This is a genomic window from Aeromonas sp. QDB68, from assembly GCF_027707405.1.
Lineage (GTDB): Bacteria > Pseudomonadota > Gammaproteobacteria > Enterobacterales > Aeromonadaceae > Aeromonas > Aeromonas caviae.
Map to the genome: position 1 here is coordinate 1 of NZ_JAPCIQ010000037.1, position 13,650 is coordinate 13,650.

13 protein-coding genes are annotated in these 13,650 nt (G+C 62.5%); 6 read left to right on the plus strand and 7 right to left on the minus strand.

Features of this window, described 5'->3' with window-relative positions; all coding sequences use genetic code 11:
* The first annotated feature begins 159 nt into the window (after positions 1-159).
* Entirely contained in the window at positions 160-486 is a 327-nt protein-coding gene (locus PG892_RS12335; RefSeq protein ID WP_270825447.1) for a hypothetical protein, read from the plus strand.
* A 239-nt stretch (positions 487-725) separates the two neighbouring features.
* Here PG892_RS12335 and PG892_RS12340 read toward each other — a convergent pair whose 3' ends face one another.
* Positions 726-1,607, minus strand: coding sequence for a pirin family protein (locus tag PG892_RS12340; protein WP_043152681.1), 882 nt, complete (start codon positions 1,605-1,607; stop codon positions 726-728).
* Between the two features lie 118 nt (positions 1,608-1,725).
* Between PG892_RS12340 and PG892_RS12345 the strand changes: the two genes are divergently transcribed.
* Entirely contained in the window at positions 1,726-2,652 is a 927-nt protein-coding gene (locus tag PG892_RS12345; RefSeq protein ID WP_041211406.1) for a LysR family transcriptional regulator, read from the plus strand.
* 110 nt (positions 2,653-2,762) lie between these two features.
* On the opposite strand, the gene PG892_RS12350 is transcribed toward PG892_RS12345, so the two are convergent.
* From PG892_RS12350 to PG892_RS12365, 4 genes are all read right to left on the minus strand, one after another.
* A complete protein-coding gene (locus PG892_RS12350) occupies positions 2,763-3,092 on the minus strand; it encodes a YbaB/EbfC family nucleoid-associated protein (RefSeq protein WP_005301028.1) in 330 nt (109 codons plus the stop codon).
* Between the two features lie 124 nt (positions 3,093-3,216).
* On the minus strand, positions 3,217-5,697 hold the full coding sequence (gene dnaX / locus PG892_RS12355; protein WP_053288204.1) for a DNA polymerase III subunit gamma/tau: 2,481 nt from the start codon (positions 5,695-5,697) through the stop codon (positions 3,217-3,219).
* A 177-nt stretch (positions 5,698-5,874) separates the two neighbouring features.
* Entirely contained in the window at positions 5,875-6,420 is a 546-nt protein-coding gene (gene apt / locus PG892_RS12360; RefSeq protein WP_010674707.1) for an adenine phosphoribosyltransferase, read from the minus strand.
* 132 nt (positions 6,421-6,552) lie between these two features.
* Positions 6,553-6,930 carry a YbaN family protein gene (locus tag PG892_RS12365; RefSeq protein ID WP_010674706.1) on the minus strand — a complete coding sequence of 126 codons (378 nt, stop codon included), beginning with the start codon at positions 6,928-6,930 and terminating at the stop codon, positions 6,553-6,555.
* Between the two features lie 176 nt (positions 6,931-7,106).
* Here PG892_RS12365 and dusC point away from each other — a divergent pair, with 176 nt between their 5' ends.
* The 4 genes from dusC to PG892_RS12385 all read left to right on the plus strand — a co-directional run bounded on the left by dusC (position 7,107) and on the right by PG892_RS12385 (position 10,425).
* Entirely contained in the window at positions 7,107-8,051 is a 945-nt protein-coding gene (gene dusC / locus PG892_RS12370) for a tRNA dihydrouridine(16) synthase DusC (protein ID WP_052815007.1), read from the plus strand.
* 56 nt (positions 8,052-8,107) lie between these two features.
* On the plus strand, positions 8,108-8,935 hold the full coding sequence (locus tag PG892_RS12375) for an AraC family transcriptional regulator (protein ID WP_052815008.1): 828 nt from the start codon (positions 8,108-8,110) through the stop codon (positions 8,933-8,935).
* A 74-nt stretch (positions 8,936-9,009) separates the two neighbouring features.
* Positions 9,010-9,975 carry a DMT family transporter gene (locus tag PG892_RS12380; protein ID WP_052815009.1) on the plus strand — a complete coding sequence of 322 codons (966 nt, stop codon included), beginning with the start codon at positions 9,010-9,012 and terminating at the stop codon, positions 9,973-9,975.
* 81 nt (positions 9,976-10,056) lie between these two features.
* Positions 10,057-10,425 carry a TraR/DksA family transcriptional regulator gene (locus tag PG892_RS12385; RefSeq protein WP_052815020.1) on the plus strand — a complete coding sequence of 123 codons (369 nt, stop codon included), beginning with the start codon at positions 10,057-10,059 and terminating at the stop codon, positions 10,423-10,425.
* Positions 10,426-10,583: 158 nt separating this feature from the next.
* On the opposite strand, the gene rnd is transcribed toward PG892_RS12385, so the two are convergent.
* Positions 10,584-11,696 carry a ribonuclease D gene (gene rnd / locus PG892_RS12390; RefSeq protein ID WP_042865294.1) on the minus strand — a complete coding sequence of 371 codons (1,113 nt, stop codon included), beginning with the start codon at positions 11,694-11,696 and terminating at the stop codon, positions 10,584-10,586.
* Positions 11,697-11,794: 98 nt separating this feature from the next.
* Entirely contained in the window at positions 11,795-13,471 is a 1,677-nt protein-coding gene (gene fadD / locus PG892_RS12395; protein ID WP_010674700.1) for a long-chain-fatty-acid--CoA ligase FadD, read from the minus strand.
* Positions 13,472-13,650 lie beyond the last annotated feature (179 nt).

Here is a 13,650-nt window from a genome sequence, read left to right on the forward strand (position 1 = left end):
TGGGGCATGCAGTCGTGGCAAGCCCTCCGATGCCATATCGGCTCTTGAAGCTGGCTGAGGGTCATGGGTAATCAGGACTGCATTTTAGTAAAATGTTCTCGCACGAACCTGGATCACAGCCCTCATGCACTTTTCACCTAACTGAGTCAGAAGCGCGGTATGAAAGAAAAAATCATCGACATAGATAACACTGTGTTCTTTAGCTATGAAAACATGCTCACCCGATTCAAACGCGCTAAAAGCGAGGATACCCTCGACACTATGTACCGAGGTGCCGTCAAAAAAGCTACTGACCATCTACAGGGTAGGGAGCTGTTCCATGCGCAGATCGCAATCGGGAAAGCCCTGAACCAATGCCAGCAGGATTTCGACACTTCACTGCATGGGATGACCAGAAAAGTAAACCACGCATTGAAGCAAGCCGAGCCCTGCAAGCAGTACAACCCAGAAGACGAAATGAGGCGATTGCTCTCCGACCTAGGCTGATGTTGACCAGGATGACTAATCTCCCCACTGAATGAAACACCTAAAGGCGCTGATACGTCAGCCTTGGATAGCTAGCCTAGTGATGGCATAAAAAAATCGTACACACCATAATACATAGCATGTACGATTCTGTGCTTACAGCAAAGCCAGTAGTGGCGTGGGGTTCACTCACTCACTAGACAAGATACATAGTTTTCACTATATACTCCGTATGGCGCTTTGTTTTTATCAGAATTGTCTCAGGGGGCGATGACGGCGAACCGGCCGCTGTTGAAATCATCTATCGCCTGATGGATCTCTGCCTCGCTGTTCATGACAAAGGGGCCATAACCCACGATGGGTTCATCGATGGGCTCGCCACTCAGCAGCAACAAGCTGGCCTCGCCTTCCGCCTCCAGCATGAACTCCTCACCGTTGGGATCGAGCAGCACCAGTTGTGCTTCGCCCGCGCGCTCCTGACCGTTGATAATGAGAGAGCCCTTGAGCACCACCAAGGCGCTGTTCCATCCCGCTACCGCCGGCAGCACCACGCTGGCCCCGCCCTTGAGCCGCAGATCCCAGATGTTCATGGGCGAGAAGGTGCGGGCTGGCCCCTCTACCTCGCCTTGTTGCAACCCGGCATCGTTCCCGGCGATGATGCGTACCCGCACATCGCCCTCCTTGAGGCTCAGTTGCGGGATGGTGTCGCTGGTGATGCCCTGATAACCGGGCGTCGACATCTTGTGTTTGGCGGGCAGGTTGACCCACAGCTGCACCATATCGAGGGTGCCACCACGACGGGTAAACCCCTGGGAGTGGAATTCGTCGTGCATGATGCCGGCGGCGGCCGTCATCCACTGCACGTCTCCCGGACCGATGATCCCCCCCTGGCCGGTCGAGTCGCGATGGGCAACCTCCCCTTCATAGACGATGGTGACCGTCTCGAAGCCACGGTGCGGGTGTTCCCCCACGCCCCTGGCATGATCGGCGGGCTCGAAATGTGCCGGGCCAGCCCTGTCCAGCAGCAGGAAGGGGCTCAAGGCGCGGCCATGGGTCTGATACGAGAACAGCGAGCGAACCGGGAATCCGTCGCCGACCCAGTGTTGTCGAGGGGCGCTGTAAATACCGATGACTCTTTTCATGATGCTCTCCTGGGTGATCGTCACGGGATGTGTCGTTGCTCGCATTGTGAGTCTGGAACGCTGCGTCCGGTAGACGTAAAATTTGCCATCAGCGTCCTATTTTGTGAACGATAACCCCATGCAACAGGATCTCAACGACCTCTATTTCTATGTCCAGGTGGTGGATCACGGGGGCTTTGCCCAGGCCGGCAGGGCCCTCGGCATGCCCAAATCCAGGCTCAGCCGCCGCATCGCCATGCTGGAGGAACGACTCGGGGTGCGTCTTATCCAGCGTTCCACCCGCAGCTTCACCGTCACCGAACTCGGGCAGGCTTATTACACCCGTTGCCGGGCCATGCTGGTGGAAGCCGATGCGGCGCAGGATCTCATCGCCGCGACCCAGAGCGAGCCTTGCGGTCTGGTGCGCATCGCCTGCCCCATCGATCTGCTCCACGCCCACGTCGGGAGGATGCTGGTCTCTTTCGCCCTGGCCCATCCCAGCGTCAAGGTGCAGCTCGTCGGGGTCAACCGGGCGGTGGATCTGGTCGCGGAGGGGTTGGACATGGCTCTCAGGGTGCGACCACTGCCCCTGGAGGACAGCGATCTCGCCATGCGGGTGCTGGGTTATGCGACCCAGTGTCTGGTGGCAAGCCCGGCCCTTGTCGCGTCACTCGGCATGCCCCGGGCCCCCGCAGATCTGCTGTCATGGCCGAGCCTCGGTCATGGCGCCAGCCTGGAAGGCCATCACTGGACCCTGCTGGGCCCCAATGGGGCCAGAGTCAAACAGCACCACAGCCCCCGCTTTGCCACCACCGACATGCAGACATTGCGTCAGGGGGCGATCGACGGGCTCGGGGTCGTGCAACTGCCCACCATGATGATGGATGAGCCCCTGGCCGATGGCCGGCTGGTGCGTCTGCTCCCCGACTGGGCACCGCGCCAGGAGGTGATCCACGCGGTCTTCCCCTCACGCCGCGGTCTGCTGCCTGCCATCCGCGCCCTCATCGATCATCTGGTCGAGGGCTTCTCCCCCCTGGGGCAGGCAAGTACGCAGCTCCCGCCATGATCTGTGCATGGCCGTTCCCGGGTGTGCTGACATGCAAAAGGCCAGAGCTTGGCTCTGGCCTTTTCATTTTCCCCTTCACAGAGGAGGGGAAACGGATACGGGCAGTATCCTCAGAAGGGCATTTTGAAGCCCGGGGGCAGTTGCATGCCGCCGGTCAGCTCGCCCATCTTGGCCTTGTTCTGCTCTTCCACGCGGCGCACGGCGTCATTGACGGCGGCGGCGACCAGATCTTCCAGCATCTCCTTGTCATCTTCCATCAGGCTGGGATCGATCTCGATACGACGCACGCTGTGGCTGCCGGCCATGGTCACCTTGACCATGCCTGCGCCCGCCTCGCCGACCACTTCCATCTGGGCCAGCTGCTCTTGCATCTTCTGCATGCGCTCTTGCATCTGTTGGGCCTGTTTCATCAGGTTACCCATTCCACCTTTACCAAACATAGATCGTCTCTCGTCTTGAAATCCGGCATCCAGCGCCGGGCTGTGGGTTCATCTGCCCTAAGTGGGGGCAGCCAAAGGTCTTTTCAACCGGGGGCAAGCCCCGGCACGGTTTTTTCACCGCAACTCAGCGACTCAGTGGTTCGATGCTCTCGGGATGGAGCACGGCGCCGAAACGCTGCTGCAAGAATTGTACGTTGGGATCCGCCGCCAGATCCCGGCTCACCTGTTCACGCACCCCGAGATAGAGACGATGCTCTATCTCGAGCGGCGTCTCCCGCGCGGGATCCGAGCCCAGGGTCACATCGATGTGAACCGGGCCGCCCAGCTCGGGACCGATGATCTCGGCCAGATCGGCGCGGGCCTTGTCGCTCACCAGATGGCGCTGCTCGGGTTTGAGCAGCAGGGAGACCCGATTGCCTTCCCGGGTCATCACCGCGTTGATGGCCAGTTGACGCAGCCGACCACCCACCCCGGTGCGGGCGATGAGCTCGGCCCAGGCGTCCCCGCAATTGACCAGCAAGGACGAGGGGATCAGACGGGCGACCTCCCCCTCCTCCTCGGGTTGTTCGTCGCTCTCCAGCGCATCCCAGTCGATGGTCTCCATCAACGCAATGGCGGGCTGAGGCTCGCTGGCGGCCACTGGAGGCGCGGCAGGCACCATAGCGGCAACCACAGGTGCCGCCGCATCCGCGCTGCCGGCGTCAGCGCCCAGATCCCAAGGCGGCAGATCCTCCTGCGAAGGAGGTGCCATGGTGGCGGGAGCTGGCTGGGCGGAAGTCACTGCCCGCGTGGGCAACGGGGCACTGGCAAACCCCTCGTCAAACCCCTGATTCAGATACTCTTCGTAGTCACTGGCCCCCTCTTCATAGGCATCGAGAGGGGGCAGGTCGTCATACCCTGTTTGCAAGGCAGGTCCCTGCCCCGGCATCTCGGGCCGCGCCGCTGGTTGCACCTCGGCCTGGGGCGAAGTCGCGACGGCAGGCATCGCAGGGGCCGGTTTGGTCGCGGCCACCGATTTGACGGGAGTGATCCGGGCGGGCACGGCGTTTGCACTCTGCTCGCCACGCAGGCGGCTTCGCAGCAAATTGCGCTTGCCAAGCAGGCTCTGCATGCTGGAGGTCGAAGAGATGGCGACGTCTTCCCCTTGGACCTCAACCTGCTGCGTCTGCCCGGCGTCATCCGCCGCCAACGGCGCAGAGGCAGGCTCTGTAGGCGGACTGGCAGGCACCACGGCCTCGTAACCCATCCGTTCGGCCTCACGCAGCAGCTCATCCTGCTCGGCAAAGAGCGGATCCAGCACTGCGCCCTCCTCCGCCTTGAGTGAGGTGGCGACGTGCTCGGCCTCAAGGACCGATGCTGGCGCGGCGGGAGCCTTTGGTGCTGCGCTGGCAGCCGGGGCCGGCTCAGCCCCCTGGGGCTTTCCCGGCAGGAGCGGCGCGCTTTCCCTCGCTGCCGCCATCACGCCGGTGTGCCCTGTCATGAGAGGCTGGGCCGCCAGGTTGGCGGGATGGACCACCTCGCGCCGGGGCGAGAAGGCCAGCATCCGCAGACAGGTCATCTCCAGTGCGGTGCGCCCGTCAGGGGCCCAGGGCAGATCCTTGCGCCCCCCCAGCACGATTTGATAGCAGAGCTGTACCTCTTCCGGGCTCATGGCTCCGGCAAGCTGCAGCAAGGCATCGGCATCCGCCCCCTGCTCCTGCACGCTCGCAGGCAGCAGTTGCGCCATGGCCACCCGATGGAGCAAGGCTTCCAGCTCGGCGTGAAGCTGGTCGAAATCCGGCCCCAGGGTAGCAATCTCGGTGATCTTGGCCATGGTGGCCGGGGCATCCTGGCGCAGCACTGCCTCCAGCAACTGGTGCAGGTGGTGATGATCGAGGGTCCCCAGCATGGTGAGCACGCTCTCCAGGCGCACGCTGCCGTTGCCGTGGGCCAACGCCTGATCGGTGAGGCTCAGGGCATCGCGCATGCTGCCGTCGGCCGCCTTGGCCAGGGCCAGCAGGGCGCGAGGCTCGAAGGGTTGGCCCTCCTGGTCCAGCACCCATTCGAGCTGCCTGGCAATCTGGGTCTGATCCAGGCTCTTGAGATGAAACTGCAGGCAGCGCGAGAGGATGGTGATGGGGAGCTTCTGCGGATCCGTGGTGGCCAGCAGGAATTTCACATAGGGGGGCGGCTCTTCCAGGGTTTTGAGCAGCGCATTGAAGCTGTGGCGCGACAGCATGTGCACTTCATCGATGAGGTACACCTTGAAACGACCACGGGCCGGACGGTACTGCACGTTGTCGAGCAGCTCTCGGGTGTCTTCCACCTTGGTGCGGGACGCCGCATCGATTTCCAGCAGATCGACGAAATTGCCCTGATCGATCTCGCGGCAGGTATCGCACACACCGCACGGATGGCTGCTGATCCCCTGCTCGCAGTTAAGGCTCTTGGCCAGAATGCGGGCGATGGTGGTTTTGCCCACGCCGCGGGTCCCGCTCAGGAGGTAGGCATGGTGAAGCCGCCCCTGATCCAGGGCATTGGTCAGGGCCGTCAGCACATGTTGCTGGCCGACCACTTGTTCAAACGTATGGGGGCGCCATTTGCGCGCCAAAACCTGATAGCTCATAGATCTCGATGCTGGGAAACGAGGCATTGAGGCTGGATGCTAACACAAATGGAGGGCTGGCTGTATGGGGGATGCGCCGCCTTGGGAGGGATCGCTTGAATTTCAAACCGGTGCCCGTTCAGGCACCGGTTTGCGGCAGAAAGCAGGGTGACGAGGCCTGCCGCGCGAAGGGGCGATTTACGCCCCCGCGAGTTCCACCAGAGAGACCACCTTGACGCCGGCGGCGGTCAGGCGGGCATCACCGCCCAGGGACGGCAGGGAGATGATGAAGGCGGCATCCGCTACCTCACCGCCGGCGCGGCGGATGAGCTTGACGGTGGCATCGACGGTGCCGCCGGTGGCCAGCAGATCGTCCACCACCAGCACCTTGTCACCGGGCACGATGGCATCGGTGTGCAGTTGCAGGGTGTCGGTGCCGTACTCCAGGGCGTAGGACTCCTCGATGACGGCGCGGGGCAGCTTGCCCGGCTTGCGCACCGGCACGAACCCCAGCCCCATGGCGTAGGCAACCGGGGCGCCGAAGATGAAGCCACGGGCCTCGGTGCCGACAATCTTGGTGATGCCTTGATCACGGTAATGATCGGCCAGCAGATCGATGGTGGCCTTGAAGGCCTCGGCATTCTCGATCAGGCTGGTGATGTCGCGAAACAGAATGCCCGGCTTCGGATAGTCGGGAATGGTCTTGATGCTCGCTTCGATAAACTTCAGGGTTTCCGGATTCATTATTTGACCGCTTATTTTTTGAGCCCTGCCATGGCGGCGCACGGGGTCTCCGCCTGGGGGCAATAAAAAGGCCCGTCACGCAAAAATGACGAGCCAACTCCATAGCATTATTGCCGCGATAGCTTAGGGATTTCACTTCTTCATTGCAACCGGCTCCAGCACCGGCAGACGCATCAACCAGGTGAGCAGGATCACCATTATGACAACCAGCAGCCACCTCACCCAGGGCAACGGCACCACCAGCAGCGATACCGAGAACGAGATCAGGATGAAGATGATGGCGCGGCATCTGGCGTGGCGGCGAATGCCGCGATACTGCTGCCAGTCGAGGATGGGGGGGCCAAACCAGGGATGCGCCAGCAACCAGCCATGAAAGCGGGGGGAGGAGCGCGCAAACAGCGCCGCCGCCAGCAACATGAAGGGGGTTGTCGGCAGCAGGGGCAGGACTATCCCGACTATCCCGGTGGCGAAGGCAAGCCAGCCCAGGGCCATCAGACACCAGCGTTTCATGGGTACTCCTCTAGTGTTTCTCTGCCTTTAGCCTAACAGAGTTGGCCCGGAAGCTGACAGCCTGGCCCAGTCTGCGGCCGTCGATGGGGGCCATCGAGTGGGCAGACGGCTGACAATCCCGGCCATTGCCACTACAATCTGCGCTCTTTTTTCTCCCCTTGTCTTCGGAAGCAGCTATGCGCGTTATTTTGGCCCCCATGCAGGGGGTGCTGGATCACCTGATGCGGGAGGTCCTCACCTCCGTCAATGATTACGACCTCTGCGTCAGTGAATTCATCCGGGTGGTCGATCAACTGCTGCCCGCCAAGGTATTCCATCGCCTCTGCCCCGAGCTCAGACAGGATGGCAAGACCCGTGCGGGGACCCCGGTACGGGTGCAACTGCTGGGACAGCATCCGGAATGGCTCGCCGAAAACGCAGTGCGCGCCATCGAGCTCGGCTCTCCCGGGGTCGATCTCAACTTCGGCTGCCCTGCCCCCACGGTCAACAAGAGCAAGGGGGGCGCCGTGCTGCTCAAGGAACCCGAGACCGTCTATCGCATCGTCAAGGCGGTGCGGGAGGCCGTGCCTGCCCACCTGCCGGTGAGCGCCAAGATCCGCCTGGGATACGATGACAAGGATCTCTATCTGGACAATGCCCAGGCCGTCTATCAGGGGGGCGCCAACGAGCTGGCGGTGCATGCCCGCACCAAGCGCGAAGGCTACAAGGCGCCGGCCCACTGGGAGTACGTGGACGCCATCCGCCGCGCCCTGCCCATCCCCGTCACCGCCAACGGCGAGATCTGGAACCATGCCGATGCCCTGACCTGTGCCCGGGTGTCCGGTTGCGATGCCCTCATGGTGGGCCGGGGCGCCATCTCCCTGCCCAACCTGGCCAACGTGATGAAGACGGGGTGTGCCCACATGAGCTGGGCCGAGGTACTGCAACTGATGGTGACCTACACCGAGCAGGATCTGGCGAGCGACAAGGCCGACTACTACCCGAGTCGCATCAAGCAGTGGTTCTCCTACATAGTGCGGGAATACCCCCAGGCCGACGAGCTGTTTCGCCGCATCCGCACCATCAAGACCGCAGAGGAGATCCGCTCCGCCCTCGAGCGCGAGTGCGCCTCACAGGCCTAGACTTGGCCGCCACCCCGCGGCGCCCTATGATGAAGGCTCATTGACAGGAGGTCAGGATGCAGGGAGTACCGGTCAACTTTACCCATCAGCACGACAGGGCCGATTTTCGCGCCCTGCCGGGGCAGCCTGCGACCGAGCTCTATCGCGCCCACATCCAGCACCACATCTTCGATCCCCATAGTCACGAGGGGTTTGGCCTCGGTGTCATTGAGTGCGGTGCCGAGCGCTTTCGCTATCGCGGCAGCCAGCTCCTGGCCGGTCCCGGCAGCCTGGTGCTGATGAACCCCGATGAGCTGCACACGGGCGAGTCAGCCTGCGAGCAGGGGTGGCGCTATCGCATGCTCTACCTGCCCGCCGACCGGCTCGAGGCCATCAGCGGCGAGCGCGACTGGTATTTCACCGATGCCGTGCGAAGCGATCCGCGCACTGCCCCCGTCCTGCAGGCGACCCTGGATGCCCTCTGGCACTGTGACAGCGAGCTCGCCGCCGACGGCCTGCTGCTAAGGGTGTGCGAGACCCTGCGCCCCCATGCCCGGGCCCTGGCGGCCCCGCGCGAAGCGGCCCACCCTCTGGGCCGCGCTATCGACTATATGCAGGCCTGTTTCGCCCGCCCCATTACCCTGGCCGAGCTGGCCGGTGCAGTGAACCTCAGCCCCTACCACTTCCAGCGCAGCTTCAAGGCCCGCTTTCACGTCACCCCCCAGCAGATGTTGATGGCCATCCGCCTGCAGCGCGCCAAGGGGTGGCTGGCTGCCGGCCTGCCCGCTGCCGAGGTGGCCGCCGCCTGTGGTCTGGCCGATCAGTCCCACCTCAACCGTGCCTTCCTGCGCCGCTATGGCACCACCCCGGTCCGCTACCAGAAACAGGTGCAGGCTGGCCGCTAAAGCGCAATCTGGTTCAATACGCCCCCCTTCCTCCCTGCTAGGCTGGCCTCCTTCTTCTTTACCGGATATGAAACATGTTGATCGGAGTCCTGTTTGCCCTGCTGGCCGGCCTGATGTGGGGGCTCATCTTCGTCGCCCCCCTCTTGGTGGACGGCTATCCCCCCGCCCTGCTCGCGAGCGGCCGCTACCTCGCCTTCGGCCTCATCGTGCTGCCGCTCGCCTGGCAGGCCCGCAAACACCTGGCGGCCCTCTCAGCCAGCGACTGGCGAGAGGCCCTCGCCCTCACTCTGGTGGGGAACCTCCTCTACTACTTCTGCCTGTCGGGGGCCATCTTGCGCATCGGCTCGCCCCTGGCAGCCATGCTTATCGGCACCCTGCCGGTGGTGACGGCCCTGGCCGCCAACCGCCTCTATGGCGCACGGGACGGTCGCCTCTCCCGCACCCGGCTCTACCCGTCCCTGGTGCTGATGGGGGCCGGTCTCTATCTGGTCAACAGCGCCGAGCTCACCTGGCACACCGAGGCGCGCACCGAACAACTGATCGGTATAGCCCTGGCGGTAGGCGCCGTGCTGTGCTGGACCTGGTATCCCCTGCGCAACGCCCGCTGGCTGCGCGAGCACCCGGGCCGCAGTCCGGCCGTCTGGGCCACCGCCCAGGGGCTGGTGACCCTGCCGGTGGCGCTCATTGCCTATCTCGGCAGCCTCGGCCATCTTGCCCTGAGCGCACCGGACTTTCCCCTGCCCTTCGGGCCGACGCCCCTGCGCTTCGTGCTGCTGATGGGGGCGGTGGGGCTCTTCTGCTCCTGGCTCGGCACCCTGTGCTGGAACGAGGCGAGCCAGCGCCTGCCGACCGTGCTGGTCGGGCCGCTCATCGTGTTCGAGACTCTGGCGGGGCTCTTGTACGCCTTTATGCTGCGCGGGATCATGCCCCCCATGAGTACCCTGGTGGGTGTCGTCTGTCTGGTGGCGGGAGTGCTCTACGTCATCACCGGCAAGCCGCAGCACCTGCCGGAAAAACCCGTCAAAGCACGGTTAACTTGACTCATGTCATCTTGATAAACCGCGGGTTTCCCTATACTGGCCGAGTTTTATCACTCGTTTTTGGGGGCTGCTGTGTGTGAAGTGACGCAAGCCCGGTTGGCCGAATGGCATCAGCGCCTTCTGACCGACTGGGCGCAAACAAGAGAGGAGCTGATCCGTCAGCTCAATGCCTGTCGACAAGATGACTGGGCACAGAAGGTGGAGCGCTGCGAGCGAGATCAACTGGTTGATCTGACCAGCCGTCTCGATCTGCCCGGGGTGGAACACAGCGTGGCACGCCTCAAGCGGCTCGACGCGGCGCTCTGCCAGATGGATCTGGGGCTCTATGGCTTCTGCTCCGATTGTGAGGAGCCGCTGCTCCCTGAACAGCTGGAACAGGATCCGACCCTGCAACGCTGCCCGCGCTGCGAGGCCCGCTACCGCAAGGGATTCCACGCTCACGAACTCTGATGGGGGCACCCTTTGTGCCCGCCATTTTCCTCCTCCCCCCCTTCTCGCTTCCCATCATGACCAACCCCCTGGCGCGACGATCCCGGCAACCCCCGAGGGCAGCCGCACAGGCATGAAAAAGGGGAGTCATGGACTCCCCTTCTCGTACTGCGTACTCGTCACTGGGCCAGCAGGTGGCCTACCAGCTCATGACGCCACCCTTGCAGCAGCATGGGCTTGTCCGCCCTGGCCCGCTCCTCGGCACTCATGCGCCAGCTCCAGGTGAAGTACTGGTGGATGATCTTCTTGCTCGCCACCAGCTCCGGTGGAATGTTGCTGGCCTTGGCCTTCTCCTCCACCATGGCCTTGATGCGCTTGAGCTCGGCCTTGTACTGGGGGAAGTCCACCAGACGGCGGATGGGATCGGGCCAGCTCGCAGGGTCGCTCTGCTGGGCGGCGGCGACGATGTCCAGCATCCGCTTGCCGTGGATCTTGATCTCGATGGGCGAGAGGCCCAGCTCGTTAAGATCCCGAAGCGAAGCGGGACGACGCTCCGCCACCTTGAACAGGTGCAGCTCTTTGACCACGAAGTTGAGGGCAAGATCCCGGCGTACCGCTTCCTGCTGGCGCCAGGCGGCCAGCTCGCGCAGGATGGCCAGCTCGCGGCGACCCAGTTGCCAGGCGTTGACTATCTCGAGGTAGGCCTGACGGGGATCGCTGCCCTGGGTCTTGCGGGCGGAGTGGTTCTGGCACTCCTGTTCGAACCAGGGGAACTTGCCGCTCTCGCGCAGTCTGGCCATCACCTTCTCGTAGAGGGGCATGAGGTAGAAGACATCCGCCGCGGCATATTCCAGCTGACGAGGGGTAAGGGGGCGCGCCAGCCAGTCGGTACGGGCCTGATCCTTCTCAAGCTCGACCCCGAGGAATTCGTTGACCAAGGCGCCAAACCCCACCGACACGCCATGACCCAGGAAGGCTGCCGCCAGCTGGGTATCGTGCATCTGGTTGGGCAGGTGACCCGCTTGATGCTGGATGAGTTCCAGATCCTCACCGGAGGCGTGCAGGATGGCAATCTGTCCGGCCCGACCGAGGCGCTGCCACAAACCGGAGAGCTCCAGGGTCAGGGGATCGAGCAGGGCAAGCTGCTTGCCATCGTAGATCTGGAACAGACCGAGCTGGGGATAGTAGGTACGGGTGCGAACGAATTCGGTATCGATGGCCAGGGGAACGTCGGCCAGAGAAGCGAGATACTGATCCAGTTCGGCTTGCTGTGAAATGAGTTGATATTGCATCGTTGCCTGCACGTTGGTCGGATCCAGAAAGAAAAAACCGTGGATGTCCCACGGTTTTGCATAACGACAGCGCTGGACTGCAAAGCAGTGCATGCCGGTTACTGCTTGGCAATCTCCTCGTCGCGCAGCACGCGGCGCAGGATCTTGCCCACGTTGGTCTTGGGAAGTTCGTCGCGAAATTCTACCAGTTTCGGCACCTTATAGGCAGTCAGATGTTTGCGGCAGTGGGCAATTATCTCCTCTTCCGCCAGCTTTGCATCTTTCTTGACCACGAAGATCTTCACCTGCTCGCCGGACACCGGGTTGGGTACGCCGACGGCGGCTACCTCCAGCACCTTGGGATGCAGGGCCACCACGTCTTCTATCTCGTTCGGGTAGACGTTGAAGCCGGAGACCAGGATCATGTCCTTCTTGCGATCGACGATCTTGAAGAAGCCCTGCTCGTCGCATACCGCGATGTCGCCGGTGCAGAGCCAGCCATCCTGCATCACCTCGGCGGTCGCCTCCGGGCGCTGCCAGTAGCCGGTCATCACCTGAGGACCGCGCACCTGCATCTCGCCGGGGGCACCCCGTTCGGTGACCTGGTTCCCCTCGTCATCCACCAGACGGATCTCGGTGGAGCAGACCGGCAGACCGATGGAGCCGTTGTAATCCACCAGATCATAGGGGCAGACGCTCACCAGGGGCGAGCACTCGGTCAGGCCATAGCCCTCCAGCAGCGGGGTGCCGGTCAGCCCCTTCCACTGCTCGGCCACCGCCCGTTGCACCGCCATGCCGCCACCGATAGTGAGCTTGAGCTTGGCAAAATCCATGCCCTTGAACTCGTCGTTGTTGACCAGGGCATTGAACAGGGTGTTCACCCCGGTGATGCAGGTGAAAGGATACTTCTTGATCTCTTTGACAAAACCCGGGATGTCGCGGGGGTTGCTGATGAGCAGGTTGTAGCCCCCCAGACGCATGAACAGCAGGCAGTTTACCGTCAGGGCGAAGACGTGATAGAGCGGCAGCGCCGTGACCACGAACTCCTTGCCGCGCTCCAGCACGGGGCCATAGACACCGAGGCACTGCTCAACATTGGCGATCATGTTGCGATGAGTCAGCATGGCCCCCTTGGAGAGGCCGGTGGTCCCGCCGGTGTATTGCAGGAAGGCGATGTCCTGGTTGCTGATCTCGGGTTTGATGTACTGCAGGTAGCGCCCCTTGGCGAGGGCCTGGCGCATGGTGCTGGCATGGGGCAGGTTGTACTTGGGCACCAGCTTCTTGACGTATTTGACCACGAAGTTGACCAGGGTCCCCTTGGCCAGCCCCAGGTTGTCACCCATCCGGGTCAGTATCACGTGCTTGACCGGGGTGTCATACACCACTTTTTCCAGGGTGTGGGCGAAGTTGGAAACGATGACGATGGCCTTGGCGCCGGAGTCTTTCAACTGATGCTCCAGCTCGCGCGGGGTATAGAGGGGGTTGACGTTCACCACCGTCATGCCGGCCCGCAGGATGCCGAATACCGCGATGGGGTATTGCAGCAGGTTCGGCATCATCACGGCCACCCTGTCCCCCTTGCCGAGCTTCAGCTCGTTTTGCAGGTAGGCGGCGAAGGCTCGGGACTGCTCCTCCAGCCGGCGGTAGGTAATGGTCTGCCCCATGTTGACGAAGGCGGGCTGATCGGCGAACTGGTTCACCGACTCTTCAAACATCTCGACCAGAGAGCCGTATTGGTCTGGATTGATCTCGGCGGGCACCCCTTCTGGATAACGCTTCAGCCAGACTCTTTCCACGAACTTCTCCTGCATAACTCGCACCTGTGCGCTCACTGTGTTGCCTCCGTCCCTGTCACATCCATTTCAATCAGTTGTTTTAAGTTCATGCTCTAATGCCGCACATATTTACATAAGGCAACATCAATTAACAGTGAATTAACAACGGGAAATGTGAGGGAGAAAGCAAACCTGACATG

What these genes read in the sequence shown, in the direction of transcription:
- PG892_RS12350 (WP_005301028.1), bottom strand. Translation starts at nt 3,092, where the DNA reads ATGTTTGGTAAAGGTGGAATGGGTAACCTGATGAAACAGGCCCAACAG.
- PG892_RS12380 (WP_052815009.1), top strand. Translation starts at nt 9,010, where the DNA reads ATGTTGATCGGAGTCCTGTTTGCCCTGCTGGCCGGCCTGATGTGGGGG.
- rnd (WP_042865294.1), bottom strand. Translation starts at nt 11,696, where the DNA reads ATGCAATATCAACTCATTTCACAGCAAGCCGAACTGGATCAGTATCTC.
- dusC (WP_052815007.1), top strand. Translation starts at nt 7,107, where the DNA reads ATGCGCGTTATTTTGGCCCCCATGCAGGGGGTGCTGGATCACCTGATG.
- PG892_RS12345 (WP_041211406.1), top strand. Translation starts at nt 1,726, where the DNA reads ATGCAACAGGATCTCAACGACCTCTATTTCTATGTCCAGGTGGTGGAT.
- PG892_RS12365 (WP_010674706.1), bottom strand. Translation starts at nt 6,930, where the DNA reads ATGAAACGCTGGTGTCTGATGGCCCTGGGCTGGCTTGCCTTCGCCACC.
- PG892_RS12375 (WP_052815008.1), top strand. Translation starts at nt 8,108, where the DNA reads ATGCAGGGAGTACCGGTCAACTTTACCCATCAGCACGACAGGGCCGAT.
- apt (WP_010674707.1), bottom strand. Translation starts at nt 6,420, where the DNA reads ATGAATCCGGAAACCCTGAAGTTTATCGAAGCGAGCATCAAGACCATT.
- PG892_RS12335 (WP_270825447.1), top strand. Translation starts at nt 160, where the DNA reads ATGAAAGAAAAAATCATCGACATAGATAACACTGTGTTCTTTAGCTAT.
- PG892_RS12340 (WP_043152681.1), bottom strand. Translation starts at nt 1,607, where the DNA reads ATGAAAAGAGTCATCGGTATTTACAGCGCCCCTCGACAACACTGGGTC.
- dnaX (WP_053288204.1), bottom strand. Translation starts at nt 5,697, where the DNA reads ATGAGCTATCAGGTTTTGGCGCGCAAATGGCGCCCCCATACGTTTGAA.